The 22,735-nt window shown below is 65.6% G+C and carries 17 protein-coding genes and 2 pseudogenes; 15 read left to right on the forward strand and 4 right to left on the reverse strand.

Features of this window, described 5'->3' with window-relative positions; all coding sequences use genetic code 11:
• Window positions 1–6: 6 nt before the first annotated feature.
• On the forward strand, window positions 7–1,011 hold the full coding sequence (locus MKCMC460_RS13125; RefSeq protein ID WP_236975711.1) for a ferrochelatase: 1,005 nt from the start codon (window positions 7–9) through the stop codon (window positions 1,009–1,011).
• Window positions 1,012–1,068: 57 nt separating this feature from the next.
• Here MKCMC460_RS13125 and MKCMC460_RS13130 read toward each other — a convergent pair whose 3' ends face one another.
• Window positions 1,069–1,977 carry a hypothetical protein gene (locus MKCMC460_RS13130; RefSeq protein ID WP_236975709.1) on the reverse strand — a complete coding sequence of 303 codons (909 nt, stop codon included), beginning with the start codon at window positions 1,975–1,977 and terminating at the stop codon, window positions 1,069–1,071.
• A 67-nt stretch (window positions 1,978–2,044) separates the two neighbouring features.
• Between MKCMC460_RS13130 and MKCMC460_RS13135 the strand changes: the two genes are divergently transcribed.
• The 3 genes and pseudogenes from MKCMC460_RS13135 to MKCMC460_RS13145 all read left to right on the forward strand — a co-directional run bounded on the left by MKCMC460_RS13135 (window position 2,045) and on the right by MKCMC460_RS13145 (window position 4,003).
• On the forward strand, window positions 2,045–2,479 hold the full coding sequence (locus tag MKCMC460_RS13135; RefSeq protein ID WP_236975707.1) for an NfeD family protein: 435 nt from the start codon (window positions 2,045–2,047) through the stop codon (window positions 2,477–2,479).
• A gap of 14 nt (window positions 2,480–2,493) precedes the next feature.
• Window positions 2,494–3,628 (forward strand): annotated as a pseudogene (locus MKCMC460_RS13140) (SPFH domain-containing protein).
• Between the two features lie 9 nt (window positions 3,629–3,637).
• Window positions 3,638–4,003, forward strand: coding sequence for a DoxX family protein (locus MKCMC460_RS13145; RefSeq protein ID WP_236975705.1), 366 nt, complete (start codon window positions 3,638–3,640; stop codon window positions 4,001–4,003).
• A 56-nt stretch (window positions 4,004–4,059) separates the two neighbouring features.
• Here the strand turns inward: MKCMC460_RS13145 and MKCMC460_RS13150 are convergent, their stop codons facing one another.
• A complete protein-coding gene (locus tag MKCMC460_RS13150; protein ID WP_238305821.1) occupies window positions 4,060–4,587 on the reverse strand; it encodes a hypothetical protein in 528 nt (175 codons plus the stop codon).
• A 121-nt stretch (window positions 4,588–4,708) separates the two neighbouring features.
• Here MKCMC460_RS13150 and MKCMC460_RS13155 point away from each other — a divergent pair, with 121 nt between their 5' ends.
• Window positions 4,709–5,437, forward strand: a complete 729-nt coding sequence (locus MKCMC460_RS13155; RefSeq protein WP_370653123.1) for a response regulator transcription factor — start codon at window positions 4,709–4,711, stop codon at window positions 5,435–5,437.
• Complete coding sequence (locus MKCMC460_RS13160) at window positions 5,434–6,918, forward strand: cell wall metabolism sensor histidine kinase WalK (RefSeq protein WP_238305824.1); 1,485 nt, start codon at window positions 5,434–5,436, stop codon at window positions 6,916–6,918. The genes MKCMC460_RS13155 and MKCMC460_RS13160 overlap by 4 nt, the downstream gene beginning before the upstream one ends.
• Before the next feature lie 39 nt (window positions 6,919–6,957).
• Here MKCMC460_RS13160 and MKCMC460_RS13165 read toward each other — a convergent pair whose 3' ends face one another.
• Together MKCMC460_RS13165 and MKCMC460_RS13170 are read right to left on the reverse strand one after the other, a co-directional pair.
• Entirely contained in the window at window positions 6,958–7,857 is a 900-nt protein-coding gene (locus tag MKCMC460_RS13165; protein WP_238305827.1) for a S1 family peptidase, read from the reverse strand.
• A gap of 32 nt (window positions 7,858–7,889) precedes the next feature.
• A complete protein-coding gene (locus MKCMC460_RS13170; RefSeq protein ID WP_236975682.1) occupies window positions 7,890–8,642 on the reverse strand; it encodes a TVP38/TMEM64 family protein in 753 nt (250 codons plus the stop codon).
• Window positions 8,643–8,811: 169 nt separating this feature from the next.
• On the opposite strand from MKCMC460_RS13170, the gene mutA reads away from it, so the two are divergent.
• The 9 genes and pseudogenes from mutA to MKCMC460_RS13215 all read left to right on the forward strand — a co-directional run bounded on the left by mutA (window position 8,812) and on the right by MKCMC460_RS13215 (window position 22,723).
• Window positions 8,812–10,671, forward strand: coding sequence for a methylmalonyl-CoA mutase small subunit (mutA, locus tag MKCMC460_RS13175; RefSeq protein ID WP_238305829.1), 1,860 nt, complete (start codon window positions 8,812–8,814; stop codon window positions 10,669–10,671).
• 1 nt (window position 10,672) lies between these two features.
• Window positions 10,673–12,925, forward strand: coding sequence for a methylmalonyl-CoA mutase (gene scpA, locus MKCMC460_RS13180; protein ID WP_236975678.1), 2,253 nt, complete (start codon window positions 10,673–10,675; stop codon window positions 12,923–12,925).
• Window positions 12,926–13,036: 111 nt separating this feature from the next.
• Window positions 13,037–14,019, forward strand: a pseudogene (gene meaB / locus MKCMC460_RS13185) (methylmalonyl Co-A mutase-associated GTPase MeaB).
• Window positions 14,020–14,071: 52 nt separating this feature from the next.
• Window positions 14,072–15,358: a serine hydrolase domain-containing protein gene (locus MKCMC460_RS13190; RefSeq protein ID WP_236975671.1), complete on the forward strand. Its 1,287-nt coding sequence runs from the start codon at window positions 14,072–14,074 to the stop codon at window positions 15,356–15,358.
• 317 nt (window positions 15,359–15,675) lie between these two features.
• Window positions 15,676–17,346 (forward strand): hypothetical protein, encoded by a 1,671-nt coding sequence (locus tag MKCMC460_RS13195; protein WP_236975668.1) that lies wholly within the window; start codon window positions 15,676–15,678, stop codon window positions 17,344–17,346.
• Window positions 17,347–17,402: 56 nt separating this feature from the next.
• Window positions 17,403–18,869 (forward strand): DUF2029 domain-containing protein, encoded by a 1,467-nt coding sequence (locus MKCMC460_RS13200; protein WP_238305832.1) that lies wholly within the window; start codon window positions 17,403–17,405, stop codon window positions 18,867–18,869.
• Between the two features lie 207 nt (window positions 18,870–19,076).
• Window positions 19,077–20,999: a hypothetical protein gene (locus MKCMC460_RS13205; protein ID WP_238305834.1), complete on the forward strand. Its 1,923-nt coding sequence runs from the start codon at window positions 19,077–19,079 to the stop codon at window positions 20,997–20,999.
• Between the two features lie 183 nt (window positions 21,000–21,182).
• Window positions 21,183–21,962, forward strand: a complete 780-nt coding sequence (locus MKCMC460_RS13210; RefSeq protein ID WP_236975658.1) for an SDR family oxidoreductase — start codon at window positions 21,183–21,185, stop codon at window positions 21,960–21,962.
• An 8-nt stretch (window positions 21,963–21,970) separates the two neighbouring features.
• Window positions 21,971–22,723 carry an SDR family NAD(P)-dependent oxidoreductase gene (locus tag MKCMC460_RS13215; protein ID WP_238305836.1) on the forward strand — a complete coding sequence of 251 codons (753 nt, stop codon included), beginning with the start codon at window positions 21,971–21,973 and terminating at the stop codon, window positions 22,721–22,723.
• Window positions 22,724–22,735: the final 12 nt, after the last annotated feature.

Consider the following 22,735-nt stretch of genomic DNA (forward strand, 5'->3'; position numbering starts at 1 on the left):
GGCGCAATGGATTTCGACGCTGTCCTGCTGCTCTCGTTCGGCGGGCCGGAGGGCCCGGAGCAGGTTCGACCGTTCCTGGAGAACGTCACCCGGGGCCGCAACGTGCCGCCCGAGCGGCTCGACGACGTCGCCGAGCACTATCTGCATTTCGGTGGTGTCTCACCGATCAACGGCATCAACCGCGCGCTGATCGAGCAGCTGCGGGCCGTCCAGGACCTACCCGTGTACTTCGGGAACCGCAACTGGGCGCCCTATGTCGAAGATACGGTAAAAGAGATGCGCGACAACGGTATTCGTCGCGCCGCGGTATTCACCACCTCAGCCTGGAGCGGCTATTCCAGTTGCACGCAGTACGTCGAGGATATCGCCAGGGCGCGCGGGGCGGCCGGTGACCAAGCGCCAGTACTGGTCAAGCTGCGTACTTACTTCGACCATCCGCTGTTCGTCGAGATGTTCACCGAAGCCGTGACGAATGCTGCAGAAAAACTGCCCCGCGGGCGCCTGGTCTTCACCGCCCACTCCATTCCGATTGCCGCCGACCAATGCTGCGGACCCAACTTGTACAGCCGTCAAGTTGCTTATGCCGCAAGGCTTGTCGCGACCCGAGCGGGTTACGAGGACTACGACCTGGTGTGGCAGTCGCGCTCGGGACCGCCGCAGGTCCCGTGGCTCGAACCCGACGTCGGTGACCACTTGACAGCGCTGCACCAGCAAGGTGTCGAGTCCGTAATCGTCTGTCCCATCGGCTTTGTCGCCGACCACATCGAGGTGGTGTGGGACCTCGACCATGAGCTGCGGCTACAGGCCGAGGCGCTGGGCGTGCAGTTCGCCAGAGCCGCGACCCCCAACGCCGACCCCCGATTCGCTGCGCTGGCAATCGATTTGATCGACGAACTGCGCGAGGGTAGGCGACCCTCCCGGGTCACCGGCTCCGATCCGGTCCAGGGTTGCCTGGGCAGCGGCAACGGCGCACCGTGCCGTCCGCCGCACTGCGCGTCGAGATCGGGCTAGTCGGTCCAGGCGGACGCCAGGATCGCGTCGACTGCGGCCATGCGCGCCGAGATCGGGCTAGTCGGTCCAGGCGGACGCCAGGATCGCGTCGACTGCGGCCATGCGCGCCGAGCGCACCACTGCGGTCAGCGGCCGCAGCGCGTCGGTCGCGATCCGTCCCGCCGAAGACGATTGCATCCCAGCCAATTCCGGTGCGGCGGTCACCCGGTCCGACGGCCGGCTCGATCCGGCGCTGACCGCGATGATCGCATCGACGTGCGCGGCATTCTCCAGCACCCGCAGGGCCCGGGTGGGCGCGTGATCCGGAACCCGGTGTTGCCGTGCCGATTCCAGCATCTGCTCGACGAGTCCGCGTGGATTCTCCACGCCGCTGGCAGATCCCAGACCCATCGCGCTCAACGCGTCGGCGGCCGACCGGACCGCCGACCGCAGCGCGTATTCGGCGCCGCCGAGGTCGTGGCAGTCGTACGCCGGCGGCCCGGGCAGCGAGTACACCATCCAGGTCAGCGCAAGCAGTTCGGGTTCGCCGCTGTCGGTGTCGTCGTCGATGTCGCTGTAGGTGAAGTCAGGGACCAGGCCGATCGCGGTGTTCGGGTCGCCCGGATGGCTGATGATCACCGCCTCGCCGGCGGTCAGTGCGTCGCTGGCAAACTGTGTCCCGGCAAAAAGGCCGCGCACGTCACCGGGCACCGGTAGCACCACGTTGATGGTGCCGCGCAGCGACGACGACGACGGCGCCGGCGAGCGCCCGACCGCCCCACGCAGCGTCTGCAGCAGACACACCGTCCCGGCGTCGCTCACGTCCGGCCACGGTAATCCGGTGTGACCCGCGGCAACCGCATCGTAGGCGGCAACGGATTGCCTTGGCGCCCAAAGGGATAACGCGTCGAGGACGTCGTCGGGCGCGGCCTTTCCGGCGAGCCAGGCATTGGCCCACATCGACAGCGAGACACTCGGGCACCACATGGTCTCGCAGTGTAGTGGCTCGCCGCCGTTGAGGTGGTTTGTCGGGGACCGCGCGTATTCTGTGCCCATGCCCGTCGCGCTGGTCTGGCTAATCGGAGCGTTGGTTCTCGTCGGTGCCGAAGCCCTCACCGGCGACATGTTTCTGCTGATGCTCGGCGGCGGTGCGTTGGCCGCGGCAACGGCCAGTTGGCTGACGGACTGGCCGCTGTGGGCCGACGGGCTGGTGTTCCTGGTCGTCTCGGTGCTGCTGTTGGCCACGGTCCGGCCGACCCTGCGGCGGCGGTTGACGCCCGCCAAGACCCCGGTGATGGGGGTCAAGGCGTTGGAGGGCAAGAACGCGGTGGTGCTCGACCGGGTCGCGCACGACAACGGCCAGGTCAAGCTCGACGGTCAGGTCTGGACGGCGCGTCCACTCAACGACGGCGACGTCTACGAGCCGGGTCAGTCGGTCACCGTCGTGCACATCGACGGCGCCACTGCAGTGGTCTTCAAGAACGCGTAGCGGAAGGAAGTCCCATGGGTCTGGCAGTTCTGGTGTTCCTCCTCGTATTGGTCGCGTTCACCATCGTGATCGTGGCCAAATCGGTGGCCCTGATACCGCAGGCCGAAGCCGCCGTGATCGAGCGGCTGGGGCGGTACAGCCGCACGGTCAGCGGGCAGCTCGCTGTTGGTGCCGTTCATCGACCGCATCCGGGCCCGGGTGGACCTGCGGGAGCGGGTGGTGTCCTTCCCGCCGCAGCCCGTCATCACCGAGGACAACCTGACGCTGAACATCGACACCGTCGTCTACTTTCAGGTCACCGTCCCGCAGGCGGCGGTGTACGAGATCAGTAACTACATCGTCGGCGTGGAGCAGCTCACCACCACCACGCTGCGCAACGTCGTCGGCGGCATGACCCTGGAACAGACGCTGACGTCCCGCGACCAGATCAACGCCCAGCTGCGCGGCGTGCTCGACGAGGCGACCGGACGCTGGGGCCTGCGGGTCGCCCGGGTGGAGTTGCGCAGCATCGACCCGCCGCCGTCCATCCAGGCCTCGATGGAAAAGCAGATGAAGGCCGACCGGGAGAAGCGGGCGATGATCCTGACGGCCGAGGGCACCCGGCAGGCGGCGATCATGCAGGCCGAGGGACAGAAGCAATCGCAGATCCTGGCCGCCGAGGGCGCTAAGCAGGCCGCCATTCTGGCCGCCGAGGCAGACCGGCAGTCCCGGGTGCTGCGGGCCCAGGGTGAGCGCGCCGCCGCGTATCTGCGGGCCCAAGGGCAGGCCAAGGCGATCGAGAAGACGTTCGCCGCCATCAAGGCGGGCCGCCCGACGCCGGAGATGCTGGCCTACCAGTATCTGCAGACGCTGCCGGAGATGGCGCGCGGCGACGCCAACAAGGTGTGGGTTGTGCCCAGCGATTTCAACGCCGCGCTGCAGGGGTTCACCCGCTTGCTCGGCAAGCAGGGCGAGGACGGGGTGTTCCGGTTCGAACCGTCGCCCCCCGACGACACCCCGGCGCCGGCCGACGATGCCGACGACGAGGTCGCCGACTGGTTCACCACTGACACCGGGCCGGCGATTTCCCAAGCGAGAACCAGCACCGACGCCCTCCCCGGCAACGTGGCCCGCAATCCGGTGGGTATGCCGCCCGAGCTTGGTCAATAGGATCGAGCAATGAGCGCTCTGACTTCCCCGAAAACCTATGCCGGTCTGGCCGCCTTCCACGCCGTCGACGCGGTGCTGTGTGCCGTCGAAGCCCCGCCGGTCAAGAAGGCCCTGGACACCGTCGAGTGCCCGGAGAGCATCCGGCCGATATTTCCGGTGGTGAAGACCGCCGCAGCGGTGGGTCTGGCCTCGGTGACCCGGTTTCCGGGGTTGGCGCGGCTGACAACGGCGATGCTGACGCTGTATTTCATCCTGGCCGTCGGCGCGCACGTCCGGGTGCGCGACACGATCGCCAACACGCTTCCGGCCGCGACGTTCCTGGCGTTGTTCGCGGCGATGACGGTCAAGGGCCCGGACGCCGACCCGGCTGGCTAGCCGACGTTCGAGCGGTCCGGCGGGATTTCACCGCCAGGACCGCTCGGCCGGCCGGCTTACCGTGGGGGCGTCGCCGACGGGCTGGGCCCGGTCGACGGTGAGGCCGGTCCGGGGGGTTGCTGGCCGGATTGGCCAGGTCCACCGGGTCCACCAGGCCCGCCGGGGCCACCGGGGCCGCCCATCGGGGGAGGCCCGCCCGGGAACGGCGGCGGGGGCATCATGCCGGGGCCACCGGGCCCCATCGGGCCGTGCGGTCCGGCCATCATCGGCCCGCCTGGCCCGCCCGGGCCGCCGAAGCCGTGATGGCCGAACTGCGCTGCTCCCGGCGGCCCGAAGCCCGGTCCCGGCGGCGGCGGGGGCGCCCCGAAGGCCATGAACAGCACGGCGGCGCCTGCGGTGAACAGCGACCCGATGAAGCCGCCCAGCAGGCCCGCGCCGAGCACGATGCGGGTCGAGTAGCGGCGCTGTTCGGCCGCTGGGGCGACAGGCGCCGGGGGAGCCGCCGGGGCTGCGGGTGCAACTGCGGCGGGTGCGGGTGCGACGGCTGCCGGGTCGGCAGCGGACGCGTGGTCGTCGGAGGTCATGTGACTCCTCTTTCATCCGAATGTGTGGTGATCGCGACGGTAGGAGCCGAACTTGAAGCAAAGCTGAAGAATGGGTCGTTGAGTCGCGGCGCGGGGCCAGTCGGCGCGCCGAGTATGAACAATGGGGGTTATGACTCGAGCGGACCGCACCGGCAAGGCGACCGATCAGTTCAGCGTCGGCACACCCCGGGTGCTGGTGGTCGAGGACTCCGAGACGATCCGCGAAATGGTCACCGAGGCGCTGGCCGACGTCGGCTATCACACCGATTCCCGTTGTGACGGAACAGGATTGGAAGAAGCACTGGAGGGGCTGCGGCCTGACCTGGTGGTGCTCGACGTGATGCTGCCGGGCCGGGACGGCTTCGAGCTGATCGACGTCGTCCGCCAGTGGGGCGACGTCGGCATCGTGATGATCACCGCCCGTGACGGCCTGCCCGACCGGCTACGTGGCCTGGACGGCGGCGCCGACGACTACGTGGTCAAGCCGTTCGAGCTCGCCGAACTCGTGTCGCGGGTCGGTGCGGTGCTGCGCCGACGGGGGCGGCTGCCCAAGGTGGTGCAGTTCGGCGACCTGTTGCTCGACGTCGACGCCGGGGTAGCGGCGCGCGCCGGGCATCCGCTGGACCTGACCGCCACCGAATTGCGGCTGCTGGAATTCCTGGTCGAACAGCGCGGCCGGATCGTCAGCGCCACCCAGATCCTCAGCGCGGTATGGGGATACGACGCCTACGACCCCAACCTGGTGCAGGTGCATGTCAGCGGGTTGCGGCGCAAGCTGGAAGCGCACGGGCCGCGGATCCTGCACACGGTTCGCGGTATCGGTTACCGGCTGCAGCCGCCGCGATCGTGACGGATCCGGTCACCGCGACACCGTCGCTGCAGCGGCGGGTGATTGTGCTGGTGGTGGCGCTACTGGCGGTGCTGTTGGGGGTGCTGGGCGGCACGGTCGACTTCATGCTCCGCACTCAGGCCGAACGCAACCTGCACGACCGGTTGCTGGCCGCGACGTCGCGTGCCGATGCGCTGGTGGCCGCCGGCACGCCGCCCGACCTGCTAGCCGCCCAGCTCAACGGCGGCAGCGTGCGTGCGCTGGTGGTGATGGCCGACGGCGTCACCTACGGCGATCCCGGCATCAGCCCCGACACCAAAGCGGGCTCCACGGTCCCGCCGCCGTTTCCGCCACCACCGCCGGGCCATCCGCACGGGCCGCTGCCGTCGAACCTGCCGCCGCTCCCGTCGAACCTGCCGCCGCCGCCGTCGGGGCTGCCGCCCCCGCCGCCCACCCCGCGCGACGCCACCGCGACCGTCGTCGTGCACCCGCTGCCCGACGGCGCCCGGCTGATCCTGGTCGCCGACACCACCCAGACCACGCAGGTCACCCGTCAGCTCCGGCAGATCATGTTCGGCGCCGGCCTGGCGACACTGCTGCTGGCCGCGGTGCTGCTGGTCGCGATCAGCCGGGCCGCGCTGCGCCCGTTGGAGCGACTCACCGCACTGGCCAGGGACATCTCCACCGGCGACCGCGGCCGGCGCCTCCGACCCTCCCGGGCCAATACCGAATTAGGCCGTGCGGCAACCGCTTTCGATGGGATGTTGGACGCGCTGGAGGACTCCGAGCTGCGGGCCCGACAGGCCGCCGACACCGCGCAGCGCGCCGAAGCGGCGACCCGCCAGTTCCTCGCCGACGCCGCGCACGAGTTGCGTACCCCGATCGCAGGCATCCAGGCCGCCGCCGAACAACTGGCGGCCCACCAGAGCGACGTCGAGGACGCGCAGCGTCGGCGGGCCAGCCTGCTGCAGTCCGATGCGCGGCGGGCCGGGCGGCTGGTCGCCGACATGCTCGACCTGAGCCGCATCGACGCCGGGCTGGTGCTGGACCGGCAGGACACCGACCTGGGCGCCATCGTCGACGCCGAGGTGCAGCGAGCGACGATGCTGGCCCCGCAGCTCTCCATCGTGCGCACCGGTTTGGCGACGCTGAACGTCGAGGCCGATCCGACCCGCATCGCGCAGATCCTGTCCAACCTGCTGGAGAACGCCCGCCGGCACACCCCGCCGGGCGGATCGATCACCGTCGACCTGAGTGCGGACAGCGCGGCCGTCGTCACCGTCACCGACACCGGTCCGGGCGTCCCCGACGACGAGCGCCGCCGCATCTTCGAACGATTGGTGCGTCTGGACGCAGACCGGGCCCGCGACCACGGCGGCGCCGGACTGGGGCTGTCGATCGCCCGGGCGCTGGCCCGCGCGCATGGCGGCGATTTGGTGTGCGTGCCGCACGACGGCGGCGCGCGGTTCCGGCTGAGCCTGGAGCTGCCGCCGCGAAGGTGATCGCACCCCTCGAAAATCGGAGCGCTCAGCGGAGCCGAGTCAACTCGTGACGACGTCCAGGCCCCACTGATCCAGCCACGGCCGTAACAGCTCGGCCACCGAGAACGTGGCCGGCGTCGAACAGCTGGGGTTGGGGTCATTTTGACGTCCGCCGCGGATGTGGATCCCGACGGCGACGGCGCCGTCGCGCTGGATCAGGTAGACCGGGCCGCCGGAGTCGCCGCACTGGCTGGCCGCCAGGAACACCACCTTGCTGTCGGTGACGTCGGTGATCTGCCCGCATTCCACCCGGCCGGTCTTCATGCCGAACTTGCACAGCTGCTGGCCGATCTGCAGGTTCTCCGCGACGCGCGCCACCGGCATCGATGCCATGATCGCCGGCGTCTGCGGGATCTGGTCGGCGTCGAGTGTGATCAGTCCGATGTCGTGTTGTTCGCCGTGGGTTCCTTCGCTGACGGTCTGGTCGAAGGTGCCCACGGTCACGTAGGACTTGGTGGCGGAGTTGATGGTCACCCTGCTCGCTTCGCCGGGCTTGTTGCAGTGCCCGGCAGTGAGCACCCCGGTCTGCCCGCTCTGTTCGCGCACCAAAAACCCTGCGGTGCAAGTCATTCCGCCGGTGCCGTCGGCGAAGCGGACGGCGATGGCGGTGCCCGGGCCGATGCCGGTCGCCGCGGGCAGCGGGACGGGGAAGGCGATCGCCGGGTCGTCCCGCGGCGGTGACGGCGCGCGGTGGTCGGGTAAGAGGATCGCGGCCACAAACGCTGCCGCACTGAGCAGCGCGACGACCGAAAGCCGCCAGCTGTAGGTGCGCTGGTCGGCGTCGTGCCGGTTGGCGGTTAGAGGCCAGGACGCCACCACCAGACACACCAGTGCGCCGGCGCCGAGCAGGATGGCGCGCAGCGACGCCTGCGGCGTCATGTGGGCGAACGCACCGACCATGAGGTCGATCCTTCAGGGAACGGCAGGCCCGTTCAAACCGAGCGGACGGGCTCGCGTTCGACGGCGTGCTGAGCCGCATGATGCTGCCGGTACTTACGGACCTCATAGATCAGCCCGCACAACCCCAGCGCGCCGGTACACACCGACACCAGCACCAGCAGCGGATTGCCGTCGCCGGCGAACGCGTTGCCCAGAATCACCACCGCGGCGGTGCCGGGCAGCAGGCCGACGATGGTGGCGGCCAGGTAGGGCGCCACCCGCACCGCCGAAGCTCCGGCGGCGTAGTTGATCGCCGCGAACGGCACCGCGGGGATGAACCGCAGCGACAGGATGGCCAGCCAGCCGCGCTCACGCAGCCGCTCGTCCAGGCGCGCCACCACGCGCCGGCGATCCAGGCGATGCAGGCGCCACCCGGTGGCGCGCACCAGCAGCAATGCCAACACCGCGCTGGCCGTGCTGGCCGACACCGCGATCGCCACTCCGATCACCGGCCCGAACAGCAGCCCGGCGGCGATGGTGAACGCGGTGCGCGGGAAGGGCGGCACCGTGACGACGGCGTGGACCAGCCAGAACGCCAGCGGGAACCACGGCCCTACCGAGCGTGCCCAGTCGCGCATCTCGAGCGCCGTCGGCAGCGGAACCAGCAGCGCGACGGCCACCAGGATTGTGATTCCCGCCACGGTGAACACCAGTCGGGGCCGCGACGCCTGCCGCAGCGCGCCGCGCAGCGCCGACCCGATGCCGCGCACGGTATCGGTGGTTTTGCTGATCGCGGGGGAGGTCACGGTTGCCAAGGGTACGGGGCGCGGGTGAATACCGAGTTGCCTTCGGCTGGCGTTTCGCATCACAACGCGGGCGGGCCGGACCCGATGCGATTGCTGTTTTGCGACGCCGATCATTTAGCCTGATTTGCAAGTCACCTACCCCCGACAACTGGGAAAACAGGAGCCGTCGGTGTCCATTGACGTACCCGAGCTGGCGGACCTCGAGGAGGTCCGCGGTCGTTGGCGCAGTGCGGTCGCCGGAGTGCTGGCCAAGAGCACCCGAACCGACCCGGCCGAGTTGGGCGAGGAACCCGAGCACCGGCTGGATACGCCGACCTATGACGGGTTCGTCATCCACCCGCTCTACACGGTGTTCGACGAATTGCCCGAGCCGCCGCTGCCCGGCCACTGGCCGTTCCTGCGGGGCGGCGACCCGACGCGCGACGTCAAGTCCGGCTGGAAGGTCGCCGAGGCGTTCCCGCTGCCGGGCCTGGCCGCCGGGGAGGCAAACTCGGCGCTGCTGGCCGCCCTCGGCGACGGGGTCAGCGCGCTGCTGATCCGGGTGGGGGAGTCCGGGGTGGCGTCCGCCGACCTCGGGACGCTGCTGGACGGCGTGTACCTGAGCATGGTGCCGGTGATCCTGGACGCCGGCGCCGAGTACGTTGCCACCGCCGAGGCGATGCTGACCCTGGTGGACGCCGTGGCGGAGGACCAGCGCGCGACGGTGTCGGTGGACCTGGGTGCCGACCCCCTGACGGCGGTGCTCAGCGACCGCGACGCCCCGAGCGTCGAAGAGGTGATCGCGGTTGCTGGACGCGCTGCCGGCAAACACGGGGTGCGCGCGATCACCGTCGACGGGCCTGCCTTCAACAACTTGGGCGCCACCGCCGCCTGGGAGCTTGCGGCCACCATCGCCGCGGGGGTGGCCTACCTGCGGCTGCTCACCGAATCCGGGCTGTCGGTGTCGGATGCGTTGCGGCAGATCAGTTTCCGGCTTTCCGCCGACGACGACCAGTTCATGACGCTGGCCAAGATGCGCGCCGTGCGGCAGCTGTGGGCGCGTGTTGCCGAGGTGGCCGGCGACCCCGACGGCGGCGCCGCCGTCGTGCACGCCGAGACGTCGCTGCCGATGATGACCCAGCGCGACCCGTGGGTGAACATGCTGCGCACCACGCTGGCGGCGTTCGGCGCCGGGGTGGGCGGCGCCGATACCGTGCTGGTGTACGCGTTCGACGTGGCGATCCCCGGCGGCTGGCCGGGCACGGCCACCAGCTTCGCGCGCCGCATCGCCCGCAACACCCAGCTGCTGCTGCTCGAGGAGTCGCATGTCGGCCGGGTGCTCGATCCTGCCGGCGGATCGTGGTTCGTCGAAGACCTCACCAAGCAGCTGGCCGAACAGGCCTGGCAGCACTTCCAGTCCATCGAGTCGCACGGCGGATTCGCCGAGGCCCGCGACTACCTCAAAGCCCAGCTGGACGAGCTGGCGGCCAGACGCGCCGACGACATCGCACATCGCCGCATCGCCATCACCGGCGTCAACGAGTTCCCCAACCTGGGGGAAGCGCCGCTGCCGCAAGGTGATTCGATGGGCCGCGCCGGGCACGTCATCCGGTACGCGGCCGAGTTCGAGGCGCTGCGGGATCGCTCGGATGTCTATTTCGCCGAGCACCAGGTGCGACCGCAGGTGCTGTTGTTGCCGCTGGGCCCGCTGGCCGAGCACAACATCCGCACCACGTTCGCGTCCAACCTGTTGGCCTCCGGTGGCATCGAGGCGGTCAACCCGGGCACCGTCGACGCCGCGGGTGTCGCCCAGGCGGTCCGATCGGCTGATTCGCTGAAGGTCGCGGTGATCTGCGGCACCGACAAGCGCTACGCCGACGAAGCCTCCGAGGTGGTGGCCGCCGCCCGCGCCGCGGGTCTCGAGCGGGTCTACCTGGCCGGGCCCGAGCAGGCCGTGGCCGACGCCGAAAACCGGCCCGACGACTTCTTGACCATGAAAATCAATGCAGTGCAAGTGCTTTCGGATCTACTGACTCGATTGGGGGCCTAGCATGACGACGACGGTTCCTTCGATAGGGAGTTTCGCCGACGTCCCGCTGAGCGGTGACAAGACTATCGACAAGCCCACCGAAGCCGACGTGAAAGCGCACGTCGAGGCCGCCGCGAAAGCCCACTGGTACACCCCTGACCAACTGGTGTGGGAAACCCCCGAGGGCATCGACGTCAAACCCGTCTACATCGCCGAAGACCGCAACGCCGCCGGCGAGCAGGGCTACCCGCTCAACAGCTTCCCCGGCGAGCCGCCGTTCGTGCGTGGGCCCTATCCGACCATGTACGTCAACCAGCCGTGGACCATCCGGCAGTACGCGGGCTTCTCCACCGCCGCCGAATCGAATGCGTTCTACCGCCGCAACCTGGCCGCCGGCCAGAAGGGCCTGTCGGTGGCCTTCGACCTGGCCACCCACCGCGGCTACGACTCCGACCACCCGCGCGTGCAGGGCGACGTCGGAATGGCCGGTGTGGCAATCGATTCCATCCTGGACATGCGGCAGCTGTTCGACGGGATCGACCTGTCGACGGTGAGCGTGTCGATGACGATGAACGGCGCGGTGCTGCCGATCCTGGCGCTGTACGTGGTGGCCGCCGAGGAGCAGGGGGTGCCCCCGGAGAAGCTGGCCGGCACCATCCAGAACGACATCCTCAAAGAGTTCATGGTACGCAACACCTACATCTATCCGCCCAAGCCGTCCATGCGGATCATTTCCGACATCTTCGCCTACACCAGCGCCAAGATGCCGAAGTTCAACTCGATCTCGATCTCCGGCTACCACATCCAGGAGGCCGGGGCCACAGCCGATTTGGAGCTGGCCTACACCCTGGCCGACGGCGTGGAGTACATCAAGGCGGGCCTGGACGCCGGGCTGGACATCGACAAGTTCGCGCCGCGGCTGTCCTTCTTCTGGGGCATCGGGATGAACTTCTTCATGGAAGTGGCCAAGCTGCGGGCGGGCCGGCTGCTGTGGAGCGAGTTGGTCGCCAAGTTCGACCCCAAGAGCGCGAAATCGCTGTCGCTGCGCACCCATTCGCAGACCTCCGGCTGGTCGCTGACCGCCCAGGACGTGTTCAACAACGTCGCCCGCACCTGCATCGAGGCGATGGCCGCCACCCAGGGCCACACCCAGTCGCTGCACACCAACGCCTTGGACGAGGCGCTGGCGCTGCCCACCGACTTCTCCGCGCGCATCGCGCGTAACACCCAGCTGGTGTTGCAGCAGGAGTCGGGCACCACCCGCCCGATCGACCCGTGGGCGGGCTCGTACTACGTGGAGTGGCTGACCCACCAGCTCGCCCAGAAAGCCCGCGCGCACATCGAGGAGGTCGCCGAGTACGGCGGTATGGCCCAGGCGATCAGCGAGGGCATTCCCAAGCTGCGCATCGAGGAGGCCGCTGCCCGGACCCAGGCGCGCATCGACTCCGGGCAGCAGCCGGTGATCGGGGTGAACAAGTACCAGGTCGAAGAGGACCAAGAGATCGAGGTGCTCAAGGTCGAGAACAGCCGGGTGCGTGCCGAGCAGCTCGCCAAGCTCAAAGAGCTGCGGGCGAATCGGGACACCAAGGCGGTCGAGGCCGCGCTGGCTGAGCTCACCCGCGCCGCTGCCGCACAGGGTCCGGCCGGTGAGGACGGGCTGGGCAATAACCTGATGGCGCTGGCCATCAACGCCGCCCGGCACAAGGCCACCGTCGGCGAGATCTCCGATGCGCTGGAGAAGGTCTACGGACGCCACCAGGCCGAGATCCGCACCATCGCCGGCGTCTACCGCGACGAAGTTGGAAAGGCCCCCAACATCGCTGAAGCCACTGCACTCGTAGAGAAGTTCGCCGAGGCCGACGGCCGCCGGCCCAGGATCCTGATCGCCAAGATGGGCCAGGACGGTCACGACCGCGGCCAGAAGGTGATCGCGACCGCGTTCGCCGACATCGGGTTCGACGTCGACGTCGGGTCGCTGTTCTCCACGCCCGAAGAGGTGGCCCGGCAAGCCGCTGACAACGACGTGCACGTGGTCGGGGTGTCGTCGCTGGCGGCCGGGCATCTGACGCTGGTGCCGGCGCTGCGCGACGCGCTGGCCGAGGTGGGCCGGCCCGACATCATGATCGTGGTCGGCGGGGTGATCCCGCCGGGCGACTTCGACGAGCTGTACCAGGCCGGCGCGGCGGCCATCTATCCGCCGGGGACGGTGATCGCGGACTCGGCGATCGGCTTGCTGCACAAGCTGGCCGAGCGGCTGGGCTACGACCTGGATTAGCGTGCTGGGCCGTACTTGTTGCCCCTTGAGCGTTGACTCTGCGCTGAGGGCGCGCCTTACTCGAACAACTGCGCCGCCGGCGCAGAGTCGATTCCTGGGCAGTGAGTCGGCATGAAGGTCCAGGACCTGGCCGACGCCATCCGCAGCGGCGACCGCGCCGCGCTGCCGCGGGCCATCACCCTGCTCGAGTCCACCCGCGCCGACCACCGGGAGCAGGCGCAACAGCTGCTGTTGGAGCTGCTGCCCGATGCGGGGGGCGCTCACCGGGTGGGCATCACCGGGGTGCCGGGGGTGGGCAAGTCCACCACCATCGAAGCCCTGGGTATACACGTGATCGAGCAGGGGCACAAGCTGGCCGTGCTGGCGGTCGACCCGTCCTCGACGCGTACCGGTGGCTCGATCCTGGGCGACAAGACCCGGATGGCGAAGCTGGCCACGCACCCCGACGCCTACATCCGGCCGTCCCCCACGTCGGGGACCTTGGGGGGTGTAGCAAAGGCCACTCGGGAGACCGTTGTGCTGTTGGAGGCCGCGGGCTTCGACGTGATCCTGATCGAAACGGTGGGGGTGGGGCAGTCCGAGGTGTCGGTGGCCAACATGGTCGACACGTTCGTGCTGCTGACCCTGGCGCGCACCGGGGATCAGTTGCAGGGCATCAAGAAGGGCGTGCTGGAGCTGGCCGACATCGTGGTGGTCAATAAGGCCGACGGGGCGCACCTCAAGGACGCCAAGCTGGCCGCCCGCGAGCTGTCCGGGGCGTTGCGGCTGATCTATCCACGCGAAACACTTTGGCGGCCACCGGTTTTGACGATGAGCGCGGTCGAGGGGACCGGCTTGACCGAACTGTGGGAGACGATCGAGAAGCACCGCAAGGTGCTCACCGAGGCCGGGCAGTTCGAGGCGCGCCGCCACGATCAGCAGGTCGACTGGACCTGGCAGATGGTGCGTGACGCGGTGCTGGACCGGTTGATGTCCAACCCGCAGGTCCGCAAGGCCCGCCGGGACGTCGAGCGTCAGGTGCGTGAGGGCGAGCTGACCCCGGCCCTAGCCGCCCAGCAAATACTTGAGATCGCGACGACTTAACAGATCGGTAAATATGTCGGGGTTTGCCGGTGAGCGCTTAGACCGTTGAAGTAAATTCGATCTGTGACGGTAGACATCGGAGTCGATCGCCGCGCTGTTCCTCCTCACGATGCCCCCGACGCAGGGCATGGTGTGTTCGGCGCCGCGGACTCGCAATTCAGTTGCGTCGTTCGTTTTTTCTCCAGCATGTTCCCCTACCACCGCTTCGGCGGCGGGGCTTTGTCGGTCTATCTGGACGGACAGCCGGTCGTGGACGTCTGGAAGGGCTGGGCGGACCGGGACGGGCAGGTGCCGTGGACGGAGAACACCGCCCCGATGGTGTTCTCGGCGACCAAAGGCATGGCCGCCACGGTGATCCACCGGCTGGCCGACCGCGGTCTGATCGACTACGACGCCCCGGTCGCCGAGTACTGGCACGCCTTCGGCGCCAACGGCAAGGCGAACATGACCGTCCGCGAGGTGATGAAGCACACCGCGGGCCTGTCCGGGCTGCGCGGCGCCGACCAGGTGACCGTGCTCAACCACGTCGCGATGGAAGAGCGGCTGGCGGCAGCCTCCCCGGGTCGTCTACTCGGCAAGCCCGCCTATCATGCGCTGACGTTCGGCTGGCTGATGTCGGGACTGGCCCGGGCGGTCACCGGCAAGGACATGCGGGTGCTGTTCCGCGAGGAACTCGCCGAACCGCTGAACTCCGACGGCTTCCACCTGGGCCGGCCGCCGGCCGAGTCGCCCACCAAGGTGGCCGAGATCATCATGCCGCAGGACATCGCGGCCAATCCGCTGTTCACCTATGCGGTGCAGAAAGTCGCCAACAATTTCTCCGGTGGGTATCGCTCCATGTACTTCCCGGGAGTCATTGCCGCGGTGCAGGGTGACAACGCCATGCTGGACGCCGAGATCCCGGCGGCCAACGGCGTGGTGACGGCCCGCGCGCTGGCCCGGATGTACGGCGCGATCGCCAACGGGGGAGAGGTCGACGGCACCCGGTTCCTGTCCCGACGATTGGTCGCGGGCCTGACCGGTGAACGCGTCATGGCGCGTGACCACAACATCTTCATGCCGATGGCGTTCCACCTGGGCTATCACGCGCTGCCGTTCGGCAATGTGATGCCCGGGTTCGGCCACGTGGGCCTGGGCGGTTCGGTCGGCTGGAGTGACCCGGAGACTGGGTTGGCGATCGGGGTGGTGCACAACCGCCTGCTCACGCCGCTGGTGCTGACCGATCACGCCGCCTTCGTCGGGCTCTACAAGCTGGCGCGCCAGGCTGCGGCCAAGGCGCGTAAGCGTGGGTACCGGCCGGTGCACGGACTTGGGGCGCCGTATTTTGAGCCGGGGGCCGCTGCGGGATAAGTCCCGCGGACTACCAATCTTCTCGGCGGAAGCCAACTTTGATGGTGACCTGGTAGTGGGCGACGACGCCCGCTACCAGCTTCCACGAATGGGCGCGCCTCGGGCCAGTCTCGGTTGCGCATGGTGTTGGTCGCGCGGGCGATCCTTCGACCAGGCGAGTGATTTGCCGCCAACGGCGAGACGAATCTCGTACGCTTGGTCGCGGCACCCGGATGGATGTGGGCGACTAATCTCGCCTCGACTGATTGAGAAGCGCTGTGCTGCACAGAAGAAGCAACCGGGTGTAAGGCAGGTGGTGGCTAAGGGGGCATAGCGCGGTGGAGCGTGAGAGTTCGACGCCGGATGCTGCAGAGGAGCTTTCGGAAGTGCAGCAAGTCGCGCCGACTTCATTCGGCGATGAGCACCACGCCGGAGCGGAATCGGCGGATGCGGCGGACCCGCGTCCAACCCGGTTCGGATTACTGGCCGCGCTTGCATGCTTCGTCCTGGGCGCAAAATTAATCGTTATCTCATCTCTCGGTTCGCCCGTGCCTATAGTCGACCAGTGGGATGGCGAAGCAGCGATTATCTACGCGCCCTATCTAAGGGGCACGCTTTCGTTTGCTGACTTGATTGCTCCGCACAACGAGCACCGAATCTTTTTAACCCGGCTGCTTGTGCTCGCGCATTTGGAATTAGCCGGAGAGTGGAATCCGCGCCTCGAAATGATTCTAGATGCAGTTCTTCATACTGCCGCAATCACCTTGCTCGCAGCACTGCTAATACCACTCGTCGCGGTGCGGCGCAGAATTTTGTTTGTTGGCTTCGTTGCCGTTGTGTTTGCGAGCATGGGAGGCTACGAAAACGTCCTTTGGGGCTTCCAGTCCCAGATATATTTTGTGGTGCTATTTGGGATACTGGCCTTATGGGCGTTCGCTAGTGCGAGAGCCTTCTCGCTGCGTTGGTATTGCGGTCTGGCTGCCGCACTTCTCGGGTTCCTGTCCTTCGCGGCAAGCGTGAGCGGCATTGTCGCTGCTGGTGCCGTAGTGGGAGTGCAGTTGTCCGTAGGTGCTCGAAAGCGCGGTGGGCGCGAGTACGCAGGGCTCGCCGCTATCCTGCTGGTGTGCGCTGCGATGGCTCTCTCAACAGCGACCTATTCCCATGCGCTTAGCACGCCAAAGACTTTCTTTCTGGGATTATTGCTCCTCGTAGCGGAACTGATCATGGGATTGATCCCAGCGGTATGGTTCTGCCGGTACGTGGCCGCACGCCGCCTAGCAATGACGGACCGAGCATGGCTCGTATTGGGAATAACCGTGTGGGTAACGGTTCAGGCTGTGCTGCTCGCTTATGGCCGCGGGATAAATATCGCGCCACGTTACATGGACATTCTGCTACTTATTTATCCGGCGGCACTGATTGCGGTCTTTTGTTTCGCAGAGCGGGGCCGTGTAGGGAAGTTCGGCGCAAATGCGGTAAGATATGCTACGGCGTGGGTGTTCAGCCTTGTATTCATCTTCGCAGTGGGCGGCTACCTATTCGAGCTCGGCGCTATCGACTGGAGCCGGGCTGCCGCCCAACAGGTCACAAATATTAAGTCGTTCTTCGCCACAGGGAACGTGGCCGACCTAACGAAACGGCGCCCAGGACATTCATTCGATCTCATCCATCCCAACCCAGGATTGGTCGCCGATCAGCTTCGGGATCCTGATATCAGGGCGATTCTGCCACCCGAACTGCGCCCATCCGACGCAGACAATGCGGCTGAGTACAAGCGGATGTGGCTTCGCGGTAAGTTCGCCGGCGTGACGACCTCCGGGGTACGCGTCATGCTCCTGATCGGTCCTGTGTTGCTGGGATTGGGGCTCGGATTGTTCTTCGCCGCTGGGGCACGTGGGACTTTCACGGGATCGAAATCTGCGGCCCCCTCGCCAACACCGTCCGCTGAGCTGGCGAACCGGCAGTGTGAGCGCGTGGGGACAGCCCAGAGCGGGGGAGTACGCGGGTGACTCGGCCCTTAGAGCTTCTTCGGATTTGGAAGTCCAAAGCAAAACATTATGCGGCGGTGATCGTCGGCCAACCGGCGCGGACTCTTCTGCTCGGCACCGTGCTCGTCGTGACGGCGGTTTCGGCTGTGTTCGGATTCGTTCTAACTCAGTACTTTTCGGTCGACGTCATGTCGTCGTTGGTTTTCGTGCCGGACGATTGCTACCTCGACTGGAGCACAAAAGTTGGACGGCATTGCTTCAGCGACTACACGATGGTGGTGGACCTAGGGCTGCAGGCCAATCCGTGGGACCGCTATCCCGTGCACCTCCGGTCGGGCCTGACGTACGCGTACAACAACTATCCCGCGGCTGGAATGCTGCCGCAGCTAATCTTCGGAATTCTGGGTAAATGGCTGGGCGCAGAACGGCTTTCGTTGATCGGTTACCAGCTCGCCCTGACGATCGCCACTCTGTGCCCGGCGGTGTGGGCGGCGCGGGGCGCACGAGGTCTTGAGCGGATCGTGGTTTTCCTCGCATGCAGTGTTGCCGCTATTCCGGTTTGGATGGTGATCGACCGAGGCAATTCGGCGGGGTTCGCAGTGCCGGCCATGTTGGTCTACTTAGTGGCGCTGTGTCGGCGACGATGGGGTCTGGTTGCGGTGATGGTCATCGTGGCTGCGCTGGTGAAGCCCCAGTTCGCGATGTTATGCGTTGCGCTGTTCGCGGCCCGTCAATGGCGGTGGGGGACCATCGGGGCGGGTGGTGTCGTGCTGTCCAACCTGGCCGCTTACCTACTGTGGTCGCGCAACTTCCCACAAACAATCCCGCAATCGATCCACAACAGCTTCGCCTACGGTAACGGCTCCTATAAGGCACTTCTTGCGACGTCGAACGTGTCATTTGGCAAGGCGCTGCTCCTTGTGCCCGACGGTCTCAAGACGCTTCAGACGGGCTTGATGCCGCCGGACGGCTACCTGGCAGGCCCACGATCAGTTCTGGGCTACGCCGTGCTGGCAGCCGTGGTCGTTTCGGTTCTGTTTCTGGGGCGGCGAATTCCCCCGGTGATGGCAGGTGTTTTGCTATTGGCCGCGGCGAGTCTCGCCCCAGCGTTGAGCCAGCCCTACTACCTTGTCTTCGTACTGCCGGTCGCCGCGGTGATGCTGCGGGCTCCCGACGGACTGCCCTCAACCGGAATCTTTGAGCAGTTCGCGGCCGCCGGTGATCCGCGCCGGGCGCTCGGTGCTTGTGTGAGCCTCGCCGTCGCACTGTGTATAGCGCAAATCCCACTGCCCGGCCCGCCAGTCCAGGCCGGTGACATAACGGGACAATTCGGGGTGACCGGAACGACAGGCAGGTCCATTGTTTCCACGACCGTATCTCTTGGACCGCTCCTGTGGCTGGGCATCTGTGTAGTGGTGATTGTCTCCTACGCGCGACGGCCGACCTCGTTGACAGGTGTCGCCACGCGACGACTAGGTGACGCGATCGAAGCCAGGGATGCGTTCCAAGCTAATAAGTCAGTTTTCCTCCCAACCGCCAACTAATCTGGAAAGCTTTCCTGCGATAGGAAGACCAAGCACGCAGGCCCGTCGTTCGCGGATGGTGCGCGTCGGGCCTGAAGTTGCCGAATTGCCGTCGTCGTCGGAGCTGATCAGAGCCTCGTGGGCAAAGTCGGCACTGGGCTGACGGATAGGCGGCTAGCTGGGCTGCGCCGGCCCGGCAGTGGCGTTGTCGGGTAAGGGGGAAAGGCGTTGAAACAGCGGGTAGAGGCATTAGAAGAGCCGATTTCGGCCGTCGAAGATCCGTTCGAGAACGCAGTCCGCGTGGAAGAGGATGTTCTCGCGACAGAGGACGTCCCCGCAATCAAGCAACAGCCTGATCGGATTGCTAACCAGAGCAACCTATATCAAAATATTTCCTTCGCCTTCTGCGTCTTGTTCGGGCTCGCCATGATCGCGAACACTCACGCCGCTAGCGACGGAGTTTGGTATTGGTACAGCGTTTTTTTTGCCGCCGGCAAACACCTCTATTCCGATATGCATCTGGTGTTGCAGCCGGTCTACGTACTCGAAACCAGCGCCTTCATGGCCGTGCTCGGCAAGGGATGGCTGGTCTCGAAGATCCCGGCGGTACTTCATTTGGTGGCGTACTGCCTGGCGCTTCGCTTGCTGATGCGGCGAACGAGCCTTTCAGACGCCGGCAAGGGGATCGTGCTCGCCTGCGCTTTCTTTGTCACCGTTTCCTTCGAGGCATACCGCTTCGACGACTACCACGTCCTTGCCGACTGCTTTGTCCTGTATTCCCTGCTAGCGCTGCTGGCCTTGCAAAAAGCGTCGAGCGCCGTCCGTGCCCAGGGTATGGTGGCGTTACTTGGCGCGCTATCCGGCCTGGCGCTGACCACCCGGCCCAACGACGGTGCTGCGCTGATCGTTGCTGTGGTACTTGGCATCATGTGCCTGGCACCCGCGAGGAAACTCTTGTCCTTACTCGCCTACGGCGTCGCGACGGGCTTGACCGTCCAGATCGTCGTGGCCCTTACCGGGGATTCCTTGCATGACTACGTCACGTCGACGCTTCTGAATGCTGCCGGCAATAAAGGCGGCACGTTGGACATTTTGTTGCACCCTCTGCGGCTTCCCTGGAGCAGGGTTGTATGGCTGTGTCATGGATTTCAGAGCTCAGTAGCGGCGGGGTGCGCCTTTTTTGCGCTAATCTGGGTTTTTGCGCTGCGCCCGCTGGGCCGCAAACATGGCTGGAAGCGGATCGTTTTCGCCGCGGTTGGCCTCGCAATGATGATCGACTGGGCTTACGCACTGTATGTGACTTTAATTAGAGACAATGTTGCATTGGTAATTATCTACAGCCCGCTCGTAATTTTGGCATACGGGCTGTGCTTATGGGTGGGTTGGAAGTTTATCCTGTGGCTACTGGGCTCGCCCCGCGTCCGCGATTGGGATACCCGCGAGATCCTCATTTTCATACCGCTCGGACAATTGGCTTCGGCATCGATGTCCTCAGGTGAATCACATTTTGACCTTTATTCGCCGGTGGCGGTGTTGATTGTAGTGTTGGCTATTTGCTCGCCCATCCACGTCAAGAAGCAATGGATAAGAGAATTTCTGTACGCTTCCGCTGTTCTGCTGATTTGTTCCACAGTTGTCTACCGATTTCATGATCCCTGCCACTGGCATACGTATTCGGAAAAGCCCATGTTCAGCGGTCGAACTGTGTATCACCACCCCGACTATGGCCCAATGGTAATCAGCACCGAGCTATTGCATATGATTAAGCCAGTCTGTGAGACGATCGAAGAAAAGGGCCCGGACAATGATCTGTTGTCCATTCCGTTGCCTTATGCAAACTATTTCTGCGCCATACCGCCGTGGAATAATGCGGTCCAGACATTTTTCGACATATCCTGTGAGCAAACCATTCAAAATTTGATTACTGAGCTGCGAAATTCGCCGCCGAAGTGGATCTTCCTCCAGCGGGAGCTCAAAATCCTTCGCTTGCACGAGGTGGTATACAACCATGGCAACCCACTGCCGCATCGGTTGCTAAACGACATGATCGAGCAGAAGATCAACGATGGTGCGTGGAAAGTCGTTTATACGAGCGACTTTGGCAACAGCGTTAAGTGGGACAATAAATGGTTGCTGATCCAAACCCGGTAGTCCGTCGGAAGCACCACCGTTTTCCCGCCCCCGAGCTTGCTGGCCTCGTCCGGTGGCGCGCCGGACGAGCCGGATTGGTCTGACCGGGGCGTCGACCCGAATCCGCGGCGGGGTAGTGTTCTGCCAGAATATGCAGGCGCCGCGCTGAAATCCAGGCCTGCCACCCACTACAGGAAGCGCTGCATGGAGAACTACCTGACTAACCTGTTTAACCTAGAGGATAAAGTCGCTGCGCTGACCGGAGCCGGCGGGCATCTGATTGGCGAGATCAGCAGAGGGCTCGCAAAAGCGGGTGTCAAGGTGGCTATCTTGGATTCGCGAATCGAGAAATCCGAAGCGGTCGCGGCGGAAATCCGCGACTTCGGCGGGCAAGCCCTCCCGCTGCGTGTCGATGTCCGGAGCAAAAGCGATTTCGAGGCCGCGCTGGATGAAATTCTGGAAAAGTGGGGTGACCTTCATATCGCTGTCAACGGTGCGGGTATAAATTCGCCGACGCCATTTCTCGATATTAGCGTCGAGGAATGGGATGAAGTGCTCGCTACTCAACTCACCGGTACCCTCCTGGGTTGCCAAGTCCTGGGTGGTTACATGGTGAATCGCGGATACGGCGCGATCATGAACATATCTTCTGCGTCTGCCGGTCCACCCCTATCGAAGGCCTACGCCTATTCGGTTGCGAAGGCTGGGATTGTCAATCTGACTAAAAACTTGGCGCGGGAATGGGCTCCAGCGAGAGTGCGGGTAAACGCCTTACGCCCCGGATTCTTTCCCACCGACTGGAATCGCAAGAATTTCATTACTCCCGAACGGGAAGCAGCGATCTTGGGCCATACTCCAATGAACCGCTACGGAGAAGTGAGCGAATTGGTCGGAGCGTCTCTGTGGATGCTGTCGGATGCCGCCAGCTTCGTCACCGGCGCAGAGATCGCAGTTGACGGCGGTTTTAGCGCCATGTCAATTTGAGGGGACTCGTGACTAACCCACGAACAGTAGTCATTACCGGCGGTAACAAAGGCATCGGTCAGGATATCGCCCGCGCTTTCCACCACCACGGCGACGACGTCATCGTCGCCTCACGCAGCGACAACGGCTTCGCTGATGAATTTTCTGAGCGCATGCGCTTCATCGCCTGCGACGTACGCGATCCCGAAGATCTGCAGGCTGTGGTAAATGCCGCGGCGAAATCCGGCAGCATCGACGTGTTTGTCAACAACGCCGGCTACTCGGAATGGCGGTCACTCGAGAACATTGATGAGGCTTTTTGGGACAACATGATCGCCACTAACCTGAAGGGTTGCCTATTTGGTTGCCAAGCCGCTGCGGGTGCCATGCCTTCTGGCGGGGTCATTATTAACGTCTCCAGCATCGCCAGCAAGCGCGGAACTCCGAACAACACTGTTTACTGCGCGTCGAAGTTCGGCATGAACGGCATCACTCAGGCTCTTGCCAAGGAGTTGGGGCCCAAGGGAATTCGTGTCAACGGTGTCTGCCCGGTGCTGGTAGCCACGGATGGATTGATGGAGGGTTTGCGGCGGCCCGAAGCTCCGCCCGGTGGCGACAGCGTTGAGGATTGGCTGGCCAATTTTGCTGCAACGCAATCCGCCTTGCGCCGCTTGCCAACGGGCGGCGAAGTCGCCGATCTCTGTCTCTATCTCGCATCACCGGCAGCGTCGGCCATTACCGGCCAGAACATAAATGTCGATTGCGGCGTGTTGCCGCAATAGTGATCCGACTAG

The organism is Mycobacterium sp. 20KCMC460 (genome assembly GCF_022179425.1).
Lineage (GTDB): Bacteria > Actinomycetota > Actinomycetes > Mycobacteriales > Mycobacteriaceae > Mycobacterium > Mycobacterium kiyosense.

Excerpts from the sequence above, each read along its gene's own strand:
- MKCMC460_RS13125 (WP_236975711.1), top strand. The coding sequence starts at position 7 with ATGGATTTCGACGCTGTCCTGCTGCTCTCGTTCGGCGGGCCGGAGGGC.
- MKCMC460_RS13130 (WP_236975709.1), bottom strand. The coding sequence starts at position 1,977 with ATGTGGTGCCCGAGTGTCTCGCTGTCGATGTGGGCCAATGCCTGGCTC.
- MKCMC460_RS13135 (WP_236975707.1), top strand. The coding sequence starts at position 2,045 with ATGCCCGTCGCGCTGGTCTGGCTAATCGGAGCGTTGGTTCTCGTCGGT.
- MKCMC460_RS13145 (WP_236975705.1), top strand. The coding sequence starts at position 3,638 with ATGAGCGCTCTGACTTCCCCGAAAACCTATGCCGGTCTGGCCGCCTTC.
- MKCMC460_RS13150 (WP_238305821.1), bottom strand. The coding sequence starts at position 4,587 with ATGACCTCCGACGACCACGCGTCCGCTGCCGACCCGGCAGCCGTCGCA.
- MKCMC460_RS13155 (WP_370653123.1), top strand. The coding sequence starts at position 4,709 with ATGGGGGTTATGACTCGAGCGGACCGCACCGGCAAGGCGACCGATCAG.
- MKCMC460_RS13165 (WP_238305827.1), bottom strand. The coding sequence starts at position 7,857 with ATGGTCGGTGCGTTCGCCCACATGACGCCGCAGGCGTCGCTGCGCGCC.
- scpA (WP_236975678.1), top strand. The coding sequence starts at position 10,673 with ATGACGACGACGGTTCCTTCGATAGGGAGTTTCGCCGACGTCCCGCTG.
- MKCMC460_RS13210 (WP_236975658.1), top strand. The coding sequence starts at position 21,183 with ATGGAGAACTACCTGACTAACCTGTTTAACCTAGAGGATAAAGTCGCT.